General features: G+C 34.8%; 21 protein-coding genes. 2 read left to right on the top strand and 19 right to left on the bottom strand.

All coding sequences use genetic code 11. From position 1 onward, the window contains the following. Positions 1-3: 3 nt before the first annotated feature. The 19 genes from ESU54_RS07995 to cysQ all read right to left on the bottom strand — a co-directional run bounded on the left by ESU54_RS07995 (position 4) and on the right by cysQ (position 20,171). Complete coding sequence (locus ESU54_RS07995; RefSeq protein ID WP_111845452.1) at positions 4-2,388, bottom strand: GumC family protein; 2,385 nt, start codon at positions 2,386-2,388, stop codon at positions 4-6. Positions 2,389-2,395: 7 nt separating this feature from the next. Next, a complete protein-coding gene (locus ESU54_RS07990) occupies positions 2,396-3,151 on the bottom strand; it encodes a polysaccharide biosynthesis/export family protein (RefSeq protein ID WP_160113300.1) in 756 nt (251 codons plus the stop codon). 55 nt (positions 3,152-3,206) lie between these two features. Further along, the gene (locus ESU54_RS07985; RefSeq protein WP_235004618.1) at positions 3,207-5,147 is read right to left on the bottom strand and encodes a polysaccharide biosynthesis protein; all 1,941 of its coding nucleotides are present in this window, start codon (positions 5,145-5,147) and stop codon (positions 3,207-3,209) included. Positions 5,148-5,230: 83 nt separating this feature from the next. After that, the gene (locus ESU54_RS07980; protein ID WP_111845450.1) at positions 5,231-6,370 is read right to left on the bottom strand and encodes a DegT/DnrJ/EryC1/StrS family aminotransferase; all 1,140 of its coding nucleotides are present in this window, start codon (positions 6,368-6,370) and stop codon (positions 5,231-5,233) included. A gap of 11 nt (positions 6,371-6,381) precedes the next feature. Then, a complete protein-coding gene (locus tag ESU54_RS07975) occupies positions 6,382-6,939 on the bottom strand; it encodes a sugar transferase (protein WP_111845449.1) in 558 nt (185 codons plus the stop codon). A gap of 30 nt (positions 6,940-6,969) precedes the next feature. After that, positions 6,970-7,995: a GNAT family N-acetyltransferase gene (locus ESU54_RS07970; protein WP_111845448.1), complete on the bottom strand. Its 1,026-nt coding sequence runs from the start codon at positions 7,993-7,995 to the stop codon at positions 6,970-6,972. After that, a complete protein-coding gene (locus ESU54_RS07965) occupies positions 7,988-9,034 on the bottom strand; it encodes a hypothetical protein (RefSeq protein ID WP_111845447.1) in 1,047 nt (348 codons plus the stop codon). Before ESU54_RS07965 ends, ESU54_RS07970 begins: the two co-directional genes overlap by 8 nt. Next, complete coding sequence (locus ESU54_RS07960; RefSeq protein WP_111845446.1) at positions 9,027-9,587, bottom strand: GNAT family N-acetyltransferase; 561 nt, start codon at positions 9,585-9,587, stop codon at positions 9,027-9,029. Before ESU54_RS07960 ends, ESU54_RS07965 begins: the two co-directional genes overlap by 8 nt. Position 9,588: 1 nt before the next feature. Then, positions 9,589-10,230, bottom strand: coding sequence for a sugar transferase (locus ESU54_RS07955; RefSeq protein WP_111845445.1), 642 nt, complete (start codon positions 10,228-10,230; stop codon positions 9,589-9,591). A gap of 50 nt (positions 10,231-10,280) precedes the next feature. Beyond that, positions 10,281-11,450 carry a glycosyltransferase family 4 protein gene (locus tag ESU54_RS07950; RefSeq protein WP_200830116.1) on the bottom strand — a complete coding sequence of 390 codons (1,170 nt, stop codon included), beginning with the start codon at positions 11,448-11,450 and terminating at the stop codon, positions 10,281-10,283. Continuing rightward, complete coding sequence (locus ESU54_RS07945) at positions 11,447-12,478, bottom strand: glycosyltransferase family 4 protein (RefSeq protein ID WP_160113299.1); 1,032 nt, start codon at positions 12,476-12,478, stop codon at positions 11,447-11,449. Before ESU54_RS07945 ends, ESU54_RS07950 begins: the two co-directional genes overlap by 4 nt. 32 nt (positions 12,479-12,510) lie before the next feature. Next, a complete protein-coding gene (locus tag ESU54_RS07940) occupies positions 12,511-13,599 on the bottom strand; it encodes a hypothetical protein (protein WP_146744027.1) in 1,089 nt (362 codons plus the stop codon). Positions 13,600-13,655: 56 nt separating this feature from the next. Continuing rightward, positions 13,656-14,675: an ATP-grasp domain-containing protein gene (locus ESU54_RS07935; RefSeq protein ID WP_111845442.1), complete on the bottom strand. Its 1,020-nt coding sequence runs from the start codon at positions 14,673-14,675 to the stop codon at positions 13,656-13,658. Further along, on the bottom strand, positions 14,672-15,940 hold the full coding sequence (locus tag ESU54_RS07930; RefSeq protein WP_111845441.1) for an oligosaccharide flippase family protein: 1,269 nt from the start codon (positions 15,938-15,940) through the stop codon (positions 14,672-14,674). The genes ESU54_RS07935 and ESU54_RS07930 overlap by 4 nt, the downstream gene beginning before the upstream one ends. A gap of 123 nt (positions 15,941-16,063) precedes the next feature. Next, positions 16,064-17,320, bottom strand: a complete 1,257-nt coding sequence (locus ESU54_RS07925; RefSeq protein WP_111845440.1) for a sulfate adenylyltransferase subunit 1 — start codon at positions 17,318-17,320, stop codon at positions 16,064-16,066. Between the two features lie 57 nt (positions 17,321-17,377). Beyond that, positions 17,378-18,283 (bottom strand): sulfate adenylyltransferase subunit CysD, encoded by a 906-nt coding sequence (gene cysD, locus ESU54_RS07920; RefSeq protein WP_111845439.1) that lies wholly within the window; start codon positions 18,281-18,283, stop codon positions 17,378-17,380. A gap of 50 nt (positions 18,284-18,333) precedes the next feature. Beyond that, on the bottom strand, positions 18,334-18,933 hold the full coding sequence (gene cysC, locus ESU54_RS07915) for an adenylyl-sulfate kinase (RefSeq protein ID WP_111845438.1): 600 nt from the start codon (positions 18,931-18,933) through the stop codon (positions 18,334-18,336). Positions 18,934-18,939: 6 nt separating this feature from the next. Then, the gene (locus tag ESU54_RS07910; RefSeq protein WP_111845437.1) at positions 18,940-19,362 is read right to left on the bottom strand and encodes a DUF2061 domain-containing protein; all 423 of its coding nucleotides are present in this window, start codon (positions 19,360-19,362) and stop codon (positions 18,940-18,942) included. Then, entirely contained in the window at positions 19,362-20,171 is an 810-nt protein-coding gene (gene cysQ, locus ESU54_RS07905) for a 3'(2'),5'-bisphosphate nucleotidase CysQ (protein ID WP_111845436.1), read from the bottom strand. Before cysQ ends, ESU54_RS07910 begins: the two co-directional genes overlap by 1 nt. Before the next feature lie 394 nt (positions 20,172-20,565). On the opposite strand from cysQ, the gene ESU54_RS07900 reads away from it, so the two are divergent. Together ESU54_RS07900 and ESU54_RS07895 are read left to right on the top strand one after the other, a co-directional pair. Beyond that, positions 20,566-21,057: a Dps family protein gene (locus ESU54_RS07900; RefSeq protein ID WP_111845435.1), complete on the top strand. Its 492-nt coding sequence runs from the start codon at positions 20,566-20,568 to the stop codon at positions 21,055-21,057. A gap of 183 nt (positions 21,058-21,240) precedes the next feature. Further along, positions 21,241-22,356, top strand: coding sequence for a TlpA disulfide reductase family protein (locus ESU54_RS07895; RefSeq protein ID WP_111845434.1), 1,116 nt, complete (start codon positions 21,241-21,243; stop codon positions 22,354-22,356). Positions 22,357-22,481: the final 125 nt, after the last annotated feature.

Here is a 22,481-nt window from a genome sequence, read left to right as displayed (position 1 = left end):
TTTCTATTTATTCAGAATTCGCTTTAACAAAGAGCGTTCTTCACGTGAGTATGCATAGCCGTACTTATTTCCGTAACCAAAATTATTAAGGTTTACATTGTTTAGTACCATAGCAACATTCGCCAATCGACCGTCGTCAATAGCGTCTTGTGGAAAATCTAATAAGCGCTTATCCGTAAATCCCGCACGAACCACATATAGTGTAATATCTGCCAATTTGTTTATCAAAATAGTATCTGTAACAAGCATGGACGGTGCAGTGTCCATAATAATGTAATCAAACTGTTTTTTAAGCTCATCCACAAAGGTGGTGGTTCGTTTTTGCATAAGCAATTCCGCAGGGTTTGGCGGGATTGCACCTGAAAGAACGATGCTCAGGTTTTCGTTAGATTCGCTTTGTAAGATAACGTCTTCCACCTTCATATCACCATAAACGATGTATTCTGTAAGTCCTTTATTGTTTTTTAAATGCTCTGGTAAATAGCGCTGCAACTGTGGATTACGAATGTCCGCTCCTACCAAAACTACTTTTTTTCCAGTGAGAGCCAGAGTCAACGCAAGGTTAAATGCAACGAATGTTTTTCCTTCTCCTTTAATGGTTGAAGTCACTATCAGAGTTTTGCCTTTATCATTTTCTTCCAGCTTGTTAATGAACAAATACTGCAGATTAGTTCTCAAAATTCTATAGGCTTCCGCCATTATGCTGCGGTCATTGTGTTGAATAAGATCTGAATCGCTGCGTTTTATTTTTGGAATCTCGCCAATAATAGGTGTTTTGGTAAGATGGCGTTCCACATCCCTACGGGACGATACTTTTGTATTTAAAAGATTTGCACCATAAATTCCCATAAAAGGAATCAATAATCCAGCTATTAAGGACCCCAGATATATGAGTGGTCTTTTTGGAGAAACGGGGCTCTTTGTGCTGTATGCATTGTCAACAACTTTTGCTTTTGGGGAGGTTGCAGCCAAAGTAATGGAAGCCTCTTCCCGCTGTTGCAAAAGGAAAAGATAAAGTTGTTCCTTTATGGACTGTTGTCTTTCTATACCCCTGAATATTTTCTCTTTTGCAGGAACTTGTGCTATTTTTGAATTAATTGTAGATTCCTGAATGTTAAGATCTTTCATTGCTATTTTTAAAGCATTGCTCGAATTTTGCAAACTTCCGAGAATACTGGCCCGCATCTGCTCTATTTGATTGTTCACATTTAATACCACAGGGTTTTTTGCGGTAGAATTCTGCATCAATTTATTCCTGTAAAGGATCAACTGGTTGTAATTGTTTACCGACGTTGCAACTTCTTCACTTTGAATGCCAATATTGGAAGGTAAGAGCTCGGCATTGGAACTTTTTTCCATATAGTCAATCATGGTTTTTGAAAGTTCCAACTGGGTGCCAACATCAAACTGCTTTTTGTTAAATTCGCTTGCGTTTTCAAGGATTATCTGGGCTTCGGCCTGAATATCGGTAAGACGGTTGTCGGTTTTGAAAACCTCCTTGTTTCTTTCCACTGAATCCAGTTCTCGGGTAATAATCTGCAAACGTGAATCTATAAATTTTGAGGTGTTTTTCGCAATTTCGTTTCTATCGGCAATTGCATCTTGATTGTATTGGGAAACAAGTTCATCTAGAAAGTCTTCAGCCTTTTCGGTTACGGGCGTCAGCATGCTCATCTCGAGTACGTTGCTAGATTTAATTTCGTTCTCTATAACAACTTTGCCCTGATAGTCTAACGCAACGTTTTCTATGGGGCGATAGGTAACAAGAACGGTTCTTTCAAAAAAAGATTCAAAGTTCTCTTTGTTTTCCAGATTAGGAAGGACGGTTATCTGCCCAAACGGTAAGGATACCTGTTCCCCAAATTTGTATTTTCCATCAATGGGTTGGGTTTCAGCTTCCAGTTTGTATTCGGTATTTGAAAGTACCTCGATAAATAATTTTGGAATGCTTACCTTCTTCCCTAATTCATTAAAGGATTGATATTGAACTTTAAAGGGGATGTATGAATAGATCTCTGAGGTTTTAATGGCTCCAACGGATTCATACTTTATATTTAGTCCGAGCTCTTCAACGGTTTTTGAAATGATCCGTTTGGAATTGAAGATTGCCAATTCGTTGTCTATCTTACTTGTGTTGAAACGAGAAAGTAAACTTCCAAATTGTGAAAAAGCAGCCATTTCCATCGGGCTACTGGCACTTTTTTCGTCTTTGATTATTATAGTCGCACGGGTTTGATAAAGGGCAGTAGTGTATCGCAAATAAATGAATGCAAGCACAAGAGCCACAATAACACCCAAAATAAAAAGATACCAATAGCGAGTGTATTGTTCAATTATTTCGCGCAATGGTAGTTCCTTAGTTTCTTGTTTGTATCGATTTTCCTCCATAATAATATTAACGGGTTAAAATAATAACAGTACTTAATATTACAGTAACTAAAGATAGTAAAGCAGGTACATCTGGAATAAAACCAGATTTCCTGACACCTTTAAGGGAAGGTTCAACGTATACAATATCATTCTGCTTTAAAAAATAATACGATGAAGTGAATAATTCCGAACTCGTATAATCAATTTTTGAAACTTTGCGAACCCCGTTTTCCTCTCTAATAACCGTTACTTCTTTTCTATTTCCGTCCAAGGTAAAATCACCTGCCAAGGCAATAGCTTCAGGCAATGTAACCCGCTCGTCTTGAATTCTGAAAACACCGGGTGCTTTCACTTCGCCAATGACGGTAACTTTAAAGTTTATAATCCGTACATCAACCACCACGTCTGTAATGTATTCTGAAAGTTTAGTTTTTAATTCCTTTTCAACAGTGCCTCTTGTTTTGCCCATTACCGGAAGCGTGCCCAACACGGGAAAACGGATATTCCCTTCAGAATCCACAAGATACCCTTGCAATTGTATATTGTTTGTTATTGGTGAGCCTTCAGAACCAATGGTCCGTTTAAATGGCTTGGTAACTTCCTCATCCATGGAAGAAACGGTAATATAAAGAATATCGTTAGGTTCAATGATCGGTTCAAAAGAGGTTTCAATTTCCTTTAAATTGAGGTTCTCAGCATCCTGAAAATATACTATTTCCTTTTTGGTAGCACAGGAAAACAGACTAATACAGATTAAAAGAAGTATAATAATTTTATTCATTACGGATTTTTTAAGGCTACAAATATAATGCCTTCGTGAAAAATAGGGGTTGTTTTTAATGAGTATCTGTGGGGGCTGATACAACCTGAAGATGTTTCTGAACATCCAAGATTTCATATTCTGAATTATTACTCAAAAATTCGGGGATAAGTTCTTTTAGTTTTTTCACAATTTCTTTTCCTTTTCCGTATTCCGAAAGAGCAATTATTTCCTGTATTTTAATAGTTATTTCACCATAATCCAGTGTCGGCACTTTTGACACCATAATTTTTGGATGATAGGTCGGTAAAGAGGTGCAAGTATCATTCAACAATTCTTCGTATAATTTTTCGCCAGGTCTAAGTCCTGTAATTTCTATATCAATATCTTCATAAGGTTTTAGACCAGACAGCCGAATCATTCGTTCTGCCATATCGAGGATTTTTATAGGTTTCCCCATATCGAAAACATATATTTCGCCTCCATTGCCCATAGTGCCTGCTTGCAAAACCAATTGGCATGCCTCGCTAATGGTCATAAAATACCTGATAATATCTTTATGGGTAACTGTTACCGGACCACCAGCAGCAATTTGTTTTCTGAAATAAGGAATTACCGAGCCATTTGAGCCTAACACATTTCCGAAACGAGTAGTTATAAAACGCGTATCCGTATTTATATGTTCTTGTAAGGATTGAACATAAATTTCTGCAGCACGTTTTGATGCTCCCATCACATTGGTTGGGTTCACGGCTTTGTCAGTAGAAACCATTACAAATTTTTCAATATTATATTTTACAGAAAGATTTGCCAAGTTTATGGTTCCACCAATATTTACATAAATCGCTTCGTGTGGGTTCTTTTCAATCAATGGAACATGTTTGTATGCCGCAGCGTGATAGACCATATCAAATTTATACTTCGCAAAGAGCATTTCCATGCGTTCACGGTTTCTGATGTCTGCTAACATTATTGCAAAGTTCAGCCCGCAGTGATTTTGGTTCATATAAAGTTCCATATCGTGCAAAGCAGATTCAGCATTGTCCAGTATTACAATTTTTTTAGGCCTGAAAGCAGCTAACTGTTTTACAATTTCACTACCAATAGAGCCTGCTCCACCAGTTACCAGTATAGTTTTACCGCGCAAGTCGTTTTTTATGAGTTGAATATCCATTGCTATGGGAGTACGCTCTAGCAAATCTTCAATCTGAATAGGTTTTATTTGTGTTTGAATGTCTTCCTTTCGGTTCCAATGTTCCACAAGCGGCACATTGAAAATTTCAACTTTATTGGCCAGACAAGCTTCAACAATTTGGTTTTTTTCTTTAATGTTAAGCGATTCGCTTACAATCAAAACACCGTCAAGGTTGTGTTGCGCTAAAAGCTCTGTAAACTCGTTGGAAGTACTTGTTATTGATACAGAAAAAACCGGCTTGTTCAGTATTTTTAAATTTTTATTGATTTGGTTTTCGGTAATAAAACCAACAAGTTTATAGGGAAGATTGGATTCTGTGGTTAGGGCTTTTCCCAAAGAAATGGTTTGGTCGTCCATCCCTAGAATCACCACTCTTTTTTTTAGTTTTCCAGTGGTTACTGTCTTTATATATTGATATGTTTCTTTTACCGCTATTCTGAAAAACAACATTAACGTGAAAGAAAAGAACATATACAGCAAAATACCCGTGGTCAAAAATATTTTTTGGCCTGTGAAAACGAAATAGATATAGTTAAATGCAATAGCGGCAAAAGCCGTTAAAAATGAAGAAGATGCTACTTTAAAAACATCGGTAAATGTGGAATGGCGTACAATTCCTGCATACGTTTTAAACGAATAAAAGAAAATAACGTTGACCGCAATTAGAAATGTTCCCCGCAAAAGTGTTGGCCATGCTGTATGGGGCTTTAGTGGAGTGCCGTCAAGTATTAAAAACATCGTTGCGAATGAAACGATACAGATAAATATATCCAATAAAAAAACTGCCCAACGTGGCAAATACCGTTGATTTAAAAAAGTCATTTTTTTACTACGCATTTTTATTCTCGCTAATAGGGAATATTTTCTCAACACCATTTCATAACATTTGGGATTGCAAATATATCTCAAATATCGATGAAATGTATTAAAACATCGTTAATCTTAACCTTTTCTTGTTCTTTTAAATTTGAGCCCGAAGGTAAACAGAGACCAAATTCAAAAAGTTTTTCTGAAATATCGGCTCCATAATACGGTGCATTTTTAAAAACTGGCTGTAAATGCATCGGTTTCCATAAAGGCCGCGATTCTATATTATTTTCGGCCATTGCCAATCTAATTTCTTCGGGTGAAAAACAACACAGCGCTTTATCAATTAAAACACAAGATAACCAATGATTGGAGAAATAATCGGAATTGGGCTCAGAAAAAACCTTTACTCCCATTGTATTCCGAAAAATATCACGATAAAATTGGTTCATCTTTTGTCTCAAACCAACATGTTTGTCCAAAACTTCCATTTGTCCACGACCAATACCCGCAGAAATATTGCTTAGTCTATAGTTATAGCCAATTTCTGAATGCTGGTAATGTGGAGCCGCGTCCCGGGCTTGGGTTGCCAAAAATATGGCTTTATCTTTAAGCTTTAAATTCTTTGAGACTAAGGCACCACCACCAGATGTGGTAATGATTTTGTTCCCGTTGAAGGAAAGGATTGAAATGTCTCCGAATGTTCCGCATTTTTGGCCTTTATAGCTACTTCCCAATGCTTCTGCACTGTCCTCAACAATAGGAATTTCATATTTTTCAGAAATCTTTTTTATTTCATCAACTTTATAGGGCATTCCATATAGATGTACGGCAATGATTGCTTTTGGTTTCTTCCCTTTGGCAATTCGGTCCTTGATTGCTTCTTCCAAATGGTTTGGGCAGATGTTCCAAGTATCCGGTTCACTGTCAACAAATATTGGGATTGCCCCTTGATAGACTATCGGGTTTGCAGAAGCAGAAAAAGTCATGCTTTGGCAAATAACCTCATCCCCTCTCTCAACACCCAATAAAATCAAAGCCAAATGAAGCGCTGCGGTACCAGAGCTTAAGGCGGCAACGTGGTTTTCGACTCCAAGATAGTTTTCCAAGTCTTTTTCGAAACCTTCTACATTAGGGCCCAATGGCGCAATCCAGTTGGTTTCAAATGCCTCGTTAACAAAAGACTGTTCTGTACCACCCATATGTGGGGAGGAAAGATATATTTTTGAATTACTCATTTTTTTAAAATCTATTTTCTAAAGAATTTTGATATCGTTTTAAAAATTATCCTCAGGTCTTCGTAAATTGAGTGATTATAATAATATTCCAAATTCATTCTAACTTTATCAGGAAAAATGACAGTGTCATTATAAACTGTTGGGTTTGGTTCATTTTGTAAGACTGATTCTTCATTGTAATATTTTAAGGAAGCTTCGCTCGTTAAGCCTGGTTTCAACTCCAAAATTTTTCTGTCTTCTCCCTTTAATAAATCATAGTAACCTGGAATATCAGGTCTGGGGCCAACAAAACTCATTTGTCCTAAAAGAATGTTTAGTAACTGTGGTAGTTCGTCTAATTTCGATTTTCTTAAAAACAATCCGAATTTTGATATTTTGGATGTTTTGTCATTTATTGTTCTGATTTTAAATATATTAAATGTTTTTCCATATTGACCTACCCGCTCTTGTAAAAATAGCCCAAAAGAAGAAGTGTCAATGCTTGCCAAAAAAATGCTCAGGATGATTACCCATGAAAACAACACGAGCATAATTATTGAAAAAAAAATATTTATAAGTCGCTTCAACATTTCTCGTAAACTTAAACCTATAAATCTTTACTAACCTCTATAAAGAGGAAAATAATTGTTATTCGAATTATCCAATGATTTTTGGCTAACAAGGAAGTCATATTTTTCTTGATCATTTATTTGTTTCCAAACAGAGAATTGGCAGAAATTTTTGGAAAAACCAGATTTAAACCTAAATAAGGAGTCACTGTCTTGTCCGCCCACTCCACCCCCAAGATGCAAAGCCTGCAAATTTAATGTATTTCCCAGCAAACGTGCCTCATCCAATATTAATTTCATTGGCGTATCTTTCATAAATTCTTCCGAAGTTCCTGCTAGATGGTATTGCATTATTTTATTGCTGATGGTGAAGATGGCTCCTGCAACAATTTTACCTTCAAATTTTGCTAATAACAATTTACTTTCAAAGTCTGAATTCTTTAAAAACAAATGAAAATATGAATTACTGAAATAATATTCTGCTCCTGCCCCAACTTTATCCATAGTTTCGGTATATATTGCTATAAAAGCATCAACCTCAGCCTGACTTTTTGCTTCTTCAATTATAAAACCTTTACGCCTTAATTGGTTTAGCTCAGATTTATTGGATTTTCGATATTGTTTTCTTTGTGCCTCTGGACTAATTGTTAAGTCTATTGAAACGGTTTTATTCAATTCTTCAATAATTCCGAAGTTATTAAATAACGTATGTTGATCAATTAGAGGGTGAAGCCTTGAAAAAGCCGCTATAATATTATTATTGTGGAAATATGTTTTGGTTTCGTCAACAAATTGTTTAATAATAGATAGGTTCAAGTCTGTAAACTTCTTATTTGAAATTGGTCCACAATATCCATAAACAGAAGTTGCATCAAACCATTCGGTTCCTTCTATTTCACGAATTATCAAAGGGAGCGCAATAAAATCATTACTTTCTTCAAGATAGAGCATTACCGCTTTATTATTATTCTCTAAGGTATTATAAAATGCGGTGTGATGAAAATCATGGGTGAAGCTAGACCTCACAATTTCATTCCACTTTTGTGAGTTTACATTTATTATTTCAAAACTATGCATTCTTTGTATATTGGTTGATTTTTGATATAATATGTTCTATCTGGTTATTGTTGTAACGAAAGTCAACATGAATAAATAAAATTGAATCCTGAAAGTTCTTATTGGCTTCAGATTTTTGATCAGGCCATAGAACAATGGGATATATTCTTTCTTCAATCAAAAAATGTTTCATTAAATCTCTTTTTTCACAATCGTTGAATTTAAGTATTAAGGCAAATTCAGAATTATTGTTGTTTGAAATTACTTGAAAAACTTCGGTTGGTTTAAGAAGCTGTTTTGCAAATCGAAGATTATCCCCTTTCTTTAAAATAATTTCATTCACACGAAGAGTTCGCAAGAGTTCATCAACAATTTTAGGTAGTGCCGCATAAGTAAAAGATTCTTCAAAATCATTCTCACTTTCTGCAAAAAAAATTCTAAAAGTATCCTTTTCGTGAAATATTTGCTCTAAGTACAGTTTTTTTAAATACATAGCCGCTATTTTTTTAACGGCTATATCTTCAGCTTTCAAATTTTGAAGTGGTACTTCAAAATTTAATTTCTTAGGTGAATAGCAGAAACCACCAACTGGCAGTGGTAGTACTTTTCTTAAAGAGCCAAAACAGTAGTGAGCATTTGAATTCTTTATTTCCCCAAGATTATGGGTAAGATCTTCTATAATTACAGATTCTTCAATATTTTCAATATTTGGTTTTCCCAATCCAAAATAGTCTACAATCAAAATTACTGCTTGGTCTGTGTCCTCCCAATTTTTTAAAGAAACAACCCTATCAAAAAAAGGAGTAATTTCATAGTAATGTATCCTAATTGGAAGTTTCTCTATAAAACTGTAAACTTCGTGGCAATAATAGGATGGCACAGCAATAGTTTTCCAACCGAATTGTTCGATACCTGATTTTAAAATTGAGTACAGAGCGGAACGTCCAGAAAAATGAAGAGAATAATCATTTTCATTAAAATAGGAATTAATGGCATCTAAATTGCGCCATTTTTCCGAAAGGACATAATGAAAATCAGATCCAAATTCTTCTCTAATCATGCCAATAATTATTTTGGCTTAAAAAATTGAAATAGTCATCCCTAGTAATTCCTACAATAATTTCATCCCACCATTCATTTTTTCTGAAATAAGCATTTTTTTTAACTCCTTCCTTAATCCATCCACACTTATCAATATAAACTTTTAGAGAGGCTTCATTATAAGAAATCATAGAACCGTCCAATCGCATTAAACCCAATTCCTCAAAAGCATATCTGTTGACTGCCATAATAGTGTCTTTGCCATAGCCTTTTCCGCGCATATCCTTATCACCTAAAAGCATTCCAGTAAACGCTCTTCGGTCTTTCCAGTTTATGTCAACAAGGTTTACCATTCCAATCAAACCTAAATCCTCGGTATATATGGCCAAGCGTTGATTATTATTGTTGAAAGATAAATTGTTGTACCATTTTTCCTGATCCTGTGAACTACTGGGAAAATGCCAGCCACCCAGCATATAATTTATTTCAGGATCATTGGACCATTTATTCAATAGTGATAAATCCTCTCTTTCTATAGCTTTTAAAATAACCTTTTTACCCTTTATATTCATTTTATCTTTTTTTGAAATGATTAGAACTTAAATTTTCACTTAGGCCAATATCATCAACGTCATCTACCGTTTGTCCAATTACCACGCTTGAAGGTTTAAAAAGTATAGACCGAATAGTAAGAAAAATGATTTTGATATCCAATGCAAAGCTCAGATTTTCGACATAGTAAACATCATTTTTAAGTCTTTCACTAAACTTCATGTGGTTTCTTCCTTTTGCTTGGGCCAAACCAGTAATGCCTGGTTTTACCAAGTGCCTTCTTTTTTGAACTTCGGTGTACAAAGGTAGATATTCTGGCAATAAAGGTCTTGGACCTATAAAACTCATATCTCCTTTTAATACATTTATTAATTGGGGAAGCTCATCGAGACTGGTTTTTCTAACTATTTTTCCAACTTTTGTTAGTCTTTCTGCATCTTTCAGGAGATCTCCATCAATGCCGGTTTTATCGTTCATCGTCTTGAACTTTATAATCTTAAAAATCTTTTCATTTTTTCCAGGACGGAGTTGATAAAAAAGTGGTTTCCTATCATTTACAATATATAAACATATAGTAACTATTATAAAAATTGGGCTTAAAACAACCAGCCCCACTAATGAAAATAGGAAATCAAAAAAAAGTTTAAAAAAGTTACGATACATAAACTATTCTCTTAAATATAAATATGATATTAATCTACAAGTGTTTCTGTTTATTGAATACTACTCTTAAGTACTTGGTATTCGTTCATTAACGCTGACCAGATTTCTTCCCTTTGGTAGCGCTCAACAATCATTCTTCTCGAATTGTTCTTCAAGTTTTTAAATAAGTCCACATTTTCTATTAACTGTTGCATAGTGTTTTTAAGTTCAACTATATTTTTTGGAGAAATGATTATTCCATTCTTGCCGTTTTCTATAATCTCGTTGCACCCATTAATGTTTGAAACTATTGATGGCAGTCCCATTGCGCCGGCCTGCATTACCACGTTTGGAAAACCCTCTCTATAGCTAGGAAATGTCAAAACATCTGCTATGGAAAGATAAGGACGTACATCATTTTGAAGTCCTACAGCAAAAATCTTTTTATGAGACTTTAAAGCTTGAAGTGTTTCTGAATGCAAAGGATCCAAGTCATTTTCAAATGGCCCTACGAGCAATAAAGAAACATTGCTTTTATTTGAAGAAACTTCTTTAAAGGCTTCAATTAATTCATTAATACCTTTATCACCTACCATACGCCCCACATATACAAAAACGAAATCGTCAAAAGGAATAGCTATTTGTTCTTTCAAAGTTAGCTCTTGCTGCTCATTAAATAATGATGGGTCAAAATATGCGGTGTCAATTCCATTGCTGCTTCCCTTACCTATTATTGAAAGCTTTGCAGGTTTTGCAAACTTTTCAGAAACAATAAAATCATACAAACCTTTAGAGTTGGGATAAACTTTAGTAGCAAAACCGTAGGTTAATTTTTCAACAAGATTCAAAACCTTTCTTTTAAAACCGATAGCTTCCATCAACGGCAGTCCAGCAACTGTATGTAATCGTATAGGAACATTTGCCAACCAGCCAGCCATCATTCCTACAATTCCAGCTTTTGGGGTGTGGGTGTGAACAATTAGTGGTTTCTCTTTTTTTAAGAACCGATATAATTTATAAACTGATTTAATATCTGTAATAGGAGTAATTTTCCGTGTAAGTTCCAATGGAAATACTCGCACTCCTTCATTAAAACCGTATTCTTTCAAACGATCTTCCTCTGAAGAAATAGCAATAACCTCAAATTCTTTTGACATAAACGCCAGTTGACCCTCAAGTAATTTTTCAAGAGAGACAGGGATAGTGGTTATCCGTACTATTTTTGTTTTATTCAAAATCATAGTAAATTATCAATCAATTTCTCCCATTGCTCATAAACAATATTTTCTGAATAATGTTCTACAGTATAGTTATAGCCATTAGTTCCAAGCATTTCTCTTTCAGTTTCAGGTAAAGCCATGAGTTCTTGAATCTTCAAACTTAAATCTAGTGCATCTTGTGGAGCAGACAAAAAGCCACATTTTGCATTTGTAATAAGTTTATTACAAACTGTAATGTCGGTAGAAATAATTGGAAGCTTATTTGCCATAGCCTCCAAAATTGCATTTGGAGTACCTTCCCAAAAAGTAGAAAGAACTAAAGCATCAACCTTAGAAAAATATTCTTTTGGATAAGGCACATATCCTTTAATTTCAACCAAATCTTTTATTCCCAATTTTTCTAAAAAAATGTCTGGCCATTCTTGACCAAGAGTTTTACCCAAAACAATAAGTTTTATTGGCACGTTTTGATCATTTAAAATTTTTATAGCTTCAAACAGTGTTTTGTAATCCTTTGCTGGTCTAAAGTGTGCTATACTTATTAATGTAAATACACTGTTTTTAGATTCTAACACTGGGAGCGCATCGATTATAATTGCATTGGGAATATAAATTGATTTTTTTTGTAAGGTTAAATGTTTTTCTCTAAAAACTGATAGAGAAACTGCTGAGTTAAACACAGTGAAATCATCAATTTTGTATGAAATTCTATATAAAAAATTGTATAGTTTAGAAATTTTCTCACTTCGAACTGATGTAATTATTGGAGTTTTAAATCTAAATTTCACGGCTCTAGCAACGAGATTTGCAGCAAACATAAAAGATATGATTACATCAGGTCTATTTTTTTTTATAAATGAAAATAGTCCCCTAATTCCATTTGGAGAATTATATCTAAATTCTAAGTTATCTATTTGATTTTTTGTGAGTTCATCCACAAAATCATTTTCAGGGAACGTCTGGATAATAGTTACTTCATATCCCTTTTTTTTATAATAGAGTGCTAACCTCACTAGCTGGTTTTCTGCCCCACCTTTTGCTAGTGACATTGTAAAAAAATATATTTTTTTTCTCTGCTCCATTATATATTTTTCTTTAATCTAAAAATCGACAAAAACACAAGAATAAAAAGAAAAGGTATAATCATCGTCTTTTGTCGAACCGCGATTCCCAAATTATATAACAAATAAGCTGCTGGGATTGTAATAAAAAAAACTGCTGAAAAAGTAAACCAGTAAACTTCTTGATATTTCAATTGTATTTTTTTTCGTAAATTTTTAAAAATTTTAAAGAAAAAGATTAACCAAAGGGCATTTTCAAAGGAAACGATTAAGCTCAATATATTAAAAACGTCATAAAAAAGAGGTCTAAACATATAACTCAGCCACTTGACTATTAATGTTTTGTCACCCATATAAATTGACGATCCGCCTTCAATTTTTTGACCTGCCAAATCCTCAAACTGAGATAAAATACTTTCGGTATCCACAAAACCGACCCTTGCCATTAAAAATGGAAACAACATAAATAAAATTCCTCCAAGGAAGACAAATACCAAAATTTTTGTCGAAATCTTAATCTTCTTATTTAAAAGAATTTGAGTAGCACCAAAGGCAGTCAGTATAAAGAAAAGTGTATGCAACCTAATAAAAGCAACAAGTAGCAAAGGAAAAATATATAAAAACCATTTCTTTCTAAAAAAATACAAATAAACAAGAAAGCTAATTCCAAAAAACATTAAAGAATCCTTACCAATCCCAACGGTCCAATAGTGGGCATTGGGTAGCAATAGTATGTAAAACCAATTACTCCAATTTTTGTCCGTAATATTGATTAGAACATTTAGCAAATAATAAAACCCTAAAAGCCCTAAAAAAGAGTAGATAAAGTAAGCCCCGAAATATGACAAACCGAAAAATTTTACGAGAGGATATAACGTAAAATAGATGAAGGTTGTTCCCTGTCCAAATGTTTCATTCCAACTATCGTATAAATAAATAACTCTTCTATAGTAACCAATGGCATCTGCTACGTTGTCTAACGTTAGGTAATAATAAAGAAATGTAAATAGAAGATGTAAAGCACCAATTAAAGTGAAGAGCCTCACAAACTTAATCGATACACTCCTAAATTTTCTCGCAAGTGCAACTATCCCAACAATATACATCAATATCAAGGATATATCCAAAATGGTAACCCTAGTCAATATTTCGCGAGAAATTTCCATTACTCGTTAAGAAAGTTTTCCATCATAAACTCCTGTGGGATGAAGGTGCCCTCAACAAAACTCAAGTCCTTTTTCCAATAACCTGGACAGGCATCATATGCTTTCATTGAAAACCCAAAACAGACTTCAACAATCTTAGGTTCTTTATTTAAATTATAGACAAAATCAAAAGCCAAACACTGACCTCCAATCTTCTGTGTAACATCAAAAGCTATTTTCACAGTTTCCAAATCAATTTTTGCTACTTCAAAATCAATCTTTCCACTACCCGAAGCGCGGAAATCATTTTCTTTGTTAAATCTTCGAATACCGAAAGCAATCTCACCCACAACTATTATACGTATGTCAAACTCGTTATTTGGCATGAATTCTTGAAAATAGACATATCCTTTTTCAACATTGGCCAAGGTGCGCTCCCTCCTATTTTTTTTAAAAAACCCGATGGTTTTCTTTATTAGTTTAACAGGATCTTTTATTTGTTTTGCTACACGTAGTTTTTGGTCAAAATTACCAAGTGCCTTAGCTGTTGAGACGATGCCTTCTGAAAATAACCTTTTTATGTATTCCTCTCCTTCCGCTTTTGATTTAATCAATTTTACGTTCGTAGAACCCGCACCTCGTTTAAGCTTGGCAACCAAAGGCAGCTGGGATGTATTCAAAAAAGACAATGCATCTTCTCTTTCATAAAAAACATCGCTTTTTACCAATGGGGCGCCAATACTTTCAAACAAATATTTTTGAGCAATTTTATCGTCAAAATGCCAGCGAGTGTTGAAATTAGGAAAAGTTTTGATGCACATGTTTTTCGCAGCATTCATAACGTAAGGATAGACCATCAAATCTTTTGAGGATGCGTGGTTTAAATGCCACATTAAATGGGTTACTTTCTCTTTTCTTAAGATATTAAGAATATCGGTTTTAAAACAGTCCACCAATAAGAAGTCTAGACTGTTTTTTTGGCAGTAAGCAATCCATCGTTCCGTAAAACCTCCTTCCCTATGCTGTATAGCTATTTTCATTTTTTTGATTTAAAATAATTCCAAGTTAATCCGCCGCCCATCATAAATCTTGCGAACATTAGGTTTATAGCTGCTCCCAAAATATTAAAAAAGTATATCAGCGGGAATGCCAAAACAAACCCAATTAAAGATGATACAATGGTATTCTTCATCACCAATTTATCTTTTCTGCGTATTATAAAATAATTCAATCCAAAAATATCATACGCTGTATAACCAATAATGCTTAAGGATAGCAACGTTAAAATTAAAAGTGCATTTTCATATACCATATCCAAATACCAAAAAACTAAAGGGTTTACTATAATAGGCATCATAGCCAAGACTAGCCCCAAAACCAACATCATATTGCGATACTTCGGGAAAGCGTCTTTTCTTCTATTAAGAAATGGAAAGAATACTCTTGAAACTACATTTAGCAAAGCCACGCAAAGGTCTATTATTTTTTTAAGTGCATCGTAAATCCCCACCAAATAGGTGGTTGTAAATATTCCGAGCAGTAACGTATTGGTATTATTATAGAGATTTGGTAAAAATTGGTTTATAAATATGGGGAAATTATCCTTGATGGTGTTTTTTATCATTTTAAAACGAAGCCAGCGAAATTTCAATTTATACTTCTTAATTAAAATATACTGTCCAACCAATCCCGCTCCAATAAAGCCTGCACTTTGGAGGAGTGGATAAATCCAGTAATCTTCCTTTTTCGTTATAAAAATGAAGACACAAATGGTAAAGAAAAGTTTGATACCAATGTTCAAAAGTGAGATGTACTTCATCTTTTCAATTCCCTGAAAAAACCATTCAGGAAACAGACTGTAACCCAACAAAAGTGGCATAGTCAAGAAAAAGACCTTTCTTTCTTCATAAAATGGTGGGTAGAGCATCACAATGGCAAAAAGTGCCAAAAAAGAAAGGCATAGAAACATTCCCTTTATCATTAATACTTTGCTGTAAATAATGTTCATCTTTTCTGGGCTGTTTCGGAATACAGCCACATCGCGAGTAGCAGTAATTTTAAAACTGTAATCGGTAATCGATTGAAAATAGGCAATCAACGAACCAGCTAAGATTACAATTCCATAATTTGAAAATCCCAAAACACGCAACAAATATGGTAAGGTTATAAGAGGCAAAAGCATACCTACTAATTGCAAAGCGGAAAGGGAAAAAAAATTTTCCAACAATACCTTTGCATCTTTTCCTTTTAATATGTTGAAATATTTTTTCAATCTGAATTTCTTAAACCGAAAAAAAACGGCCATCTTTTAAAGTTCGCAAAGATACTACGCTCATTTTGGTATTTCGCAATTAAAGAATACAAAAAATCCCCAATAAAGGTATTTTGCGGGGATTTTTTGTTCTTTCATCGATGAAATAGATGGTTTTTACACTATCATCCCAGCTGCAACAGTTTCATTGGTATTGTCGTCAATCAATATGATACTTCCCGTAGTACGGTTGGTTCCATAAGAATCAATCATCAAAGGTTTAGTAGTTCTGATAGTTACGCGCCCAATGTCATTCATCTCAAAAGTTTCTTGGTCCTTAATACGATCGTAAGTATTGATATCCACTTTATACAAAACATTCTTTATCATCGCTTTTTGCGAATTTTCCGTATGGCATACGGTATATTTTGCTCTCGGCTGTGATGCCTTACTACTCATCCAACAAAGCATTACGTCAAATTCTTGTGAAGTTTCAGGTCTATTATTGGTTCTGACAATCATATCGCCCCTACTAATATCTATATCATCTTCCAAGGTTATGGAAACAGACATTGGTACATAAGCCTCATCAAACTCTTGATCATATGTGTTTATGCTTTTTATCTTTGAGGTAAAACCAGAAGGAAGCGCAACCACTGAATCCCCTTTTCTGAATACGCCACTAGCTATTCTACCAGCATAACCGCGATAGTCTATGAATCCTTCTCTTTGTGGACGAAGCACCGTTTGTACTGGAAAACGCGCGTCAATTTTATTAAGGTCATTACTAATATGCAATGTTTCAAGAGTATATAACAAAGCTGCGCCCTTGTACCATTCCATATTTTCAGAACGATTTACCACGTTGTCGCCATGTAGTGCACTAATTGGTATATAGGTAATATCTTGAATAACAAGTTTAGATGACAAATTTTCATATTGATCTACAATATTGTCATATACCGACTCGTCATAGTTCACGAGATCCATTTTATTAATACACACAATTAAATGTGGTATTTGCAAAAGCGAAGCAATAAAAGAGTGTCTCTTGGTCTGTTCTATAACTCCGTGCCTGGCATCCACCAAGATAATGGCTGCATTTGCGGTGGAAGCTCCCGTAATCATATTTCGAGTATATTGAATATGGCCTGGGGTATCGGCAATTATAAATTTTCTTTTAGGTGTCGTAAAATATCGATACGCAACATCAATAGTAATTCCTTGTTCCCGCTCCTCTTTTAAGCCGTCAGTAAACATGGCAAGATCAATATTGTCATGGCCTTTTTTCTTACTTGTACTTTCAACAGCTGCCAATTGGTCCTCAAAAATTGACTTTGAATCGTAAAGCAATCTTCCAATTAAAGTACTCTTACCGTCATCAACGCTTCCAGCTGTTGTAAATCGTAATAATTGATTATTATCTACCATCATTTATCCTAAATTATAAATTTGTTTTTGTGCTTTAATATTTAGCTTTGAATTAAAAACTTAGAAATAACCTTGTTTTTTTCTGTCTTCCATCGCGGTTTCAGAACGCTTATCGTCTGAACGATTCCCTCTTTCCGTCATTCGCATGGCGGCAACTTCTACCGCAATCTTTTCCAAAGTATCAGCTTCAGATTCAATTCCACCAGTAATGGTAATATCTCCCAACGTTCTAAAACGGATTCTCTTAGTTTCTATTTTTTCGTTTTCTTCCAGCTTTAAATGTTCTGAAACAGGAATCCAGGTATCGCTTCGCCAAACCACTTCGCGTTGGTGAGCCAAATACAATGACGGAATTTTGATATCTTCACGTTTAATATAATTCCAAACATCCATTTCAGTCCAATTACTAATTGGGAAAGCACGGAAATGTTCCCCTTCAAAATGTTTTCCGTTCAGCAAATTCCAAAGTTCGGGGCGTTGGTTTTTTGGGTCCCATTGCCCAAAGTCATCTCTATGTGAAAAGAAGCGTTCCTTGGCACGGGCTTTTTCTTCATCGCGTCTTCCTCCGCCAATGGCACAGTCTATTTTATTACTTTCTATGGCATCCAACAAAGTTGTAATTTGAAGGGCGTTACGTGTTGCATTCTTTCCTTTTTCTTCAGCAACCCTTCCTGTATCTATAGACTCTTGAACAGAACCCACTATAAGCTGAGCCCCTAATTCCTTAATTAAATCATCGCGAAACTGAATTGTTTCGGGAAAATTATGCCCTGTATCAACATGCATTAAGGGGAAAGGAATCTTTGAGGGATAAAATGCTTTCTTTGCCAAATGCGTAACCAGAATGGAATCTTTTCCTCCTGAAAACAGTATCACTGGATTTTGAAACTGCGCATACACTTCCCGAAGGATATAGATAGCTTCGGATTCTAATTCATCCAAATAATTTAAATAGTACTTACTCATTGCTATATGTGTTTTTCGTGGGTGTTGAGGTTTTAGGCTCTCCCCTTTCTTTATTCTTTATTCTTTATTCTTTGTTCTATTTGGGTCATAATTAAAGCCACCGCTTCTTCCACAGAAACCATCGTAGTATCAATCTCAACATCTGGCGCCATTGGTGCTTCATAGGGTGCATTTACTCCTGTGAAATTTTTGATTTCCCCTGCTCTTGCTTTTTCGTATAATCCTTTTACATCTCTCCGCTCACATTCTTCAATGGGCGTATTTACAAAAACTTCTAGAAAATTTTCATACCCAACAATCCGCTTCACATTTTCACGGTCTTCCCTATAAGGCGAAACAAAGGAGGCCAAAACTACTAATCCCGCATCTATCATCAAATTGGCAACTTCGGCAATACGGCGGATGTTTTCAGTTCTGTCCTCCACGGAGAAGGAAAGGTTATTGTTCAAACCTTTTCGAACGTTGTCTCCATCCAATAAATACGTGTGTATTCCTTGTTCAAATAACTTTATTTCTAGTGCATTTGCAATCGTAGACTTTCCTGAGCCAGAAAGCCCAGTAAACCAAACCAACAAAGGTTGATGTTTTTTTAAATCACTTCGTTGCTCTTGTGTGATACTGAAATTATGAGGAATTATGTTATCATTCATAAATAGCTATTTTCTGTTTGGCAATCCATAATTGGTTCGATACCAAACCCGTTCGTGAAGATAATATAAAATCATTTTGGTTAAAAGTTCTGACAGTCCAATCTTGAGCCCCGTCAATGGGTTTCCGGTTATCAGCCAAGAAAGCAACATAGTGTCTAATGTTCCAACCCCGCGCCAAGTAAAAGTTTTTGCAATGTGGCGTTTTCGGCTTTCACGAATAACACCTTTTTCTGAAAGATTAATCTTAAACCAAACCCGCTCGTGAAAATAATACAAAACCATTTTGGTAACCACTTCTGCCAAACCAATTTTAAGTCCCGTCCAAGGATTACCCGTAATTAACCACGATAGCAAAATGGTATCAAGAGTTCCAACCATTCGCCAAGTTATGGTTTTGGCAATGTGACGTTTTCGGGATTGATCTTTCATTAGGCTTTTACCAAAAAATAGTTATTAAGTAAATTTGGCTTGTTGTACTGCATCGATTTTCCAGTGATTTGGTCAATCACTGAAACACCAACGGCTTTACAGATAGCATGCCCAGCGGCGGTGTCCCACTCCATTGTAGGGGCAAATCGCGGATAAATGTGCGCCAAACCTTCGGCCACCAAACAGAATTTTAAGGAACTTCCTTTTGAAACTATTTCTACTTTGTTTTTTCCTCCTTCTGCGGACAGGTTATTTTCAATTTCTGAAATAAATTTCTTTGTATCCTCATTCAAATGTGAACGACTACCCACAATTTTTACTCCGGAAGTAATTTTGGATGGTTTGATTATTTCGGCCTTTTCGAATATTTCTTCAACCGAAATTTCTTCCGAAAAAACAATTATCTTTTTTGAAGTTTTTCCGTCTTCTGAAGTAAAATAGAGTTCTTTTGAAACAGGAACGTAAATCACACCAAGAATAGGATCGCCATTATCAATGAGCGCAATATTCACTGTAAATTCACCATTGCGTTTTATAAATTCTTTAGTACCGTCCAGCGGATCCACGATCCAACACTGACTCCATTTTTTTCTTTCCAAATAATCAATTTGTCGATTTTCTTCGCTGATAATTGGAATTCCAGTAGTTTTTAAATAACTGTTTATAATAGTATTGGCATTTTTATCGGCTTGGGTCAATGGCGAATTGTCATCCTTAATTTCAACATTGAAATTTGTTTCATAAACTTTCAGAATTTCTGTTCCGCCTTCCAAAGCGGCTTTTATTGCAATAGCTAAAAGAGTTTTCATAGGTAGGTTTTGTTTCAGGCGGAAAGGTACAATTTTGAGTAAATATATATTAAAAAATGGCTTTTATAAAAATTTAAAATGGGTCAAAAAACTTTACTAGCTAGTTTAGCTAAAAAAACCATTGTATAACTATATCAGGATTTATTCTTTAACCTGTATAGTTATTTTAGGATGGGTCACCTTAAATCCCCATCCATAGATACTCCATAGCAAAGCCATTAAAATGTAAGAAAACATCTCTTTTTTCCTACAAAATTTATTTTCTACTATTATCATACATTATTTTCAATATTTAATGGTCCCTATCAAGTTAAAAAAAGGCTAAACCCTCCCTTTAAATTGTCGTTCAACAAGGCATTGGCTATCTTTGGGAAACTTTTAAAAACAGACTATTATGGGCTATTTAAACCTAGATAAAAAGAAAACTACAACCACAGCAAAAGAACTTAATGTGCTGTTGGCAGATTATCATTTATACTACCAAAAACTTCGAAATTTCCACTGGAACGTAGTGGGCAACAATTTCTTCGAACTTCATGTAAAGTTTGAGGAAATGTATGAGGACGCTAAACTGAAAGTGGACGAAATTGCTGAACGAATTCTGACACTTCGCTTTCAGCCCAGCGGTAATTTTACCGATTACCTGAAAATTAGTAACATTAAAGAATCGTCTGAAGAAACCAAAGATTTAGAAATGGTGAAAATACTACTCGACGATCATGGAAAGCTATTAAAACAAATGCGGAAGGTAGTTGAAAATGCTGATGATGCAGACGATGAAGGAACCATCGATATGATAGGCGGTTTCATTGGACACATTGAAAAAATAAGCTGGATGCTAGATGCTTGGATGATGAAAGCTGGAGATAATCATCCTGAGGCATAATTTGAAAACCAAAACAAAGAATAGTAACTGGAAACTTTTGAAAACCATTTCAATAGATTCCAGTTTTCTTTATTCTTTATTCTTTATTCAAAAAAATGTTAATAAAAAATAAAAACCAGCCGTCAAAATGTACATTCAAGGAATAAACCGCTACTTTTGCTCAAATTTTAAAAATCAAAATTTATGAGACTTATTTTTGCTTTACTACTCACGATTTCACTAATATCCTGCAATAAAGAAACCAACACTTACACACTTGAAGGAGACGCTGTTGGGTTTGCTGATGGAACTGAAATTTATGTTTTCACTTTTGAAAACAACCAACCAAAACCAATTGACACTTTAAAGATTACCCAAGGGAAATTTTCTGCAACCTATCCAAAAAGCGAAACTACACCTCTAAATTTTTTAAGAATAAATGAAACAAATGCTTCCATTTTGTTTTTTCCTGAAAATGAAAATATGCAGGCCAAGATTTATAAGGATAGTATAAAAGCATCTCGTATAACAGGAGGAAAGCAAAATGCGGCATACAACGGTTTTGTTGATAAAATGGATTCATTCAACGAAAAGAAACAAGAACGCATGGATCAATTCCGCGCTGCAAATGAGGCTAATGATACTGTCGAAATCGCTAAAATTCAAAGTGATAATTTAAACTTGATAGGTGAAGAAATCGAATACAAAAAACAGTTTCTAAACGAGCACAATAACACGATTTTCTCAGTAATGCTTATATCTGATATGGCAGGCAGAAAAGAAATCACTGCAGCCGAAGCTTCAGCATATGTTGAAAAACTAGATCCAAAGGTAGCCTCATCACAATTGGCCCAAGATTTGAAAAACAATCTCGACTCTTTGAAAAAGGCCGATGTAGGCAGTGCAGCTCCAGATTTTAGTGCACCAACTCCAACTGGGGAAACAATGTCTCTAAAAGACGCAATGGGTAAATACACTATTATTGATTTTTGGGCATCTTGGTGCAAACCTTGCAGAATGGAGAATCCAAATGTGGTGAATGTATACAACAAGTATCACGACAAAGGCTTAAACATTATTAGTGTTTCCTTAGACAAAGCAGAACAAAAAGACAAATGGATACAAGCAATAAAAGACGACAAAATGGATTGGTACCACGTTTCAAACCTTCAGTTTTGGCAAGATCCAATTGCAAAACAATATAATGTGCGCTCCATTCCTGCAACCTTCCTTCTTGATGAAAACGGAATGATTATCGACAAAGACCTTCGTGGCGCAGCTTTGGAAGCGAAAATTGCAACGCTTTTAGGCGGGGAATAATTATTTGATGATAGACTCTTGTCAATTCTGGAATAACTGAAACAAATTATTAAAAAATAAAGATTACTGTATAAAACTGAGCAATGTCTACATTGCTCAGTTTTTTTGTGTTATAGTATTAATTA

It is taken from the genome of Aequorivita antarctica, from assembly GCF_007997155.1.
Taxonomy (GTDB): Bacteria; Bacteroidota; Bacteroidia; order Flavobacteriales; family Flavobacteriaceae; genus Aequorivita; species Aequorivita antarctica.
The sequence above is the reverse complement of the archived record's forward strand: the minus strand, read 5'-3'. Positions and strand labels throughout refer to the sequence as shown.

Excerpts from the sequence above, each read along its gene's own strand:
- ESU54_RS07995 (WP_111845452.1), bottom strand. The coding sequence starts at position 2,388 with ATGGAGGAAAATCGATACAAACAAGAAACTAAGGAACTACCATTGCGC.
- ESU54_RS07990 (WP_160113300.1), bottom strand. The coding sequence starts at position 3,151 with ATGAATAAAATTATTATACTTCTTTTAATCTGTATTAGTCTGTTTTCC.
- ESU54_RS07985 (WP_235004618.1), bottom strand. The coding sequence starts at position 5,147 with ATGACTTTTTTAAATCAACGGTATTTGCCACGTTGGGCAGTTTTTTTA.
- ESU54_RS07980 (WP_111845450.1), bottom strand. The coding sequence starts at position 6,370 with ATGAGTAATTCAAAAATATATCTTTCCTCCCCACATATGGGTGGTACA.
- ESU54_RS07975 (WP_111845449.1), bottom strand. The coding sequence starts at position 6,939 with ATGTTGAAGCGACTTATAAATATTTTTTTTTCAATAATTATGCTCGTG.
- ESU54_RS07970 (WP_111845448.1), bottom strand. The coding sequence starts at position 7,995 with ATGCATAGTTTTGAAATAATAAATGTAAACTCACAAAAGTGGAATGAA.
- ESU54_RS07965 (WP_111845447.1), bottom strand. The coding sequence starts at position 9,034 with ATGATTAGAGAAGAATTTGGATCTGATTTTCATTATGTCCTTTCGGAA.
- ESU54_RS07960 (WP_111845446.1), bottom strand. The coding sequence starts at position 9,587 with ATGAATATAAAGGGTAAAAAGGTTATTTTAAAAGCTATAGAAAGAGAG.
- ESU54_RS07955 (WP_111845445.1), bottom strand. The coding sequence starts at position 10,230 with ATGTATCGTAACTTTTTTAAACTTTTTTTTGATTTCCTATTTTCATTA.
- ESU54_RS07950 (WP_200830116.1), bottom strand. The coding sequence starts at position 11,450 with ATGATTTTGAATAAAACAAAAATAGTACGGATAACCACTATCCCTGTC.
- ESU54_RS07945 (WP_160113299.1), bottom strand. The coding sequence starts at position 12,478 with ATGTCACTAGCAAAAGGTGGGGCAGAAAACCAGCTAGTGAGGTTAGCA.
- ESU54_RS07935 (WP_111845442.1), bottom strand. The coding sequence starts at position 14,675 with ATGAAAATAGCTATACAGCATAGGGAAGGAGGTTTTACGGAACGATGG.
- ESU54_RS07930 (WP_111845441.1), bottom strand. The coding sequence starts at position 15,940 with ATGGCCGTTTTTTTTCGGTTTAAGAAATTCAGATTGAAAAAATATTTC.
- ESU54_RS07925 (WP_111845440.1), bottom strand. The coding sequence starts at position 17,320 with ATGATGGTAGATAATAATCAATTATTACGATTTACAACAGCTGGAAGC.
- cysD (WP_111845439.1), bottom strand. The coding sequence starts at position 18,283 with ATGAGTAAGTACTATTTAAATTATTTGGATGAATTAGAATCCGAAGCT.
- cysC (WP_111845438.1), bottom strand. The coding sequence starts at position 18,933 with ATGAATGATAACATAATTCCTCATAATTTCAGTATCACACAAGAGCAA.
- ESU54_RS07910 (WP_111845437.1), bottom strand. The coding sequence starts at position 19,362 with ATGAAAGATCAATCCCGAAAACGTCACATTGCCAAAACCATAACTTGG.
- cysQ (WP_111845436.1), bottom strand. The coding sequence starts at position 20,171 with ATGAAAACTCTTTTAGCTATTGCAATAAAAGCCGCTTTGGAAGGCGGA.
- ESU54_RS07900 (WP_111845435.1), top strand. The coding sequence starts at position 20,566 with ATGGGCTATTTAAACCTAGATAAAAAGAAAACTACAACCACAGCAAAA.
- ESU54_RS07895 (WP_111845434.1), top strand. The coding sequence starts at position 21,241 with ATGAGACTTATTTTTGCTTTACTACTCACGATTTCACTAATATCCTGC.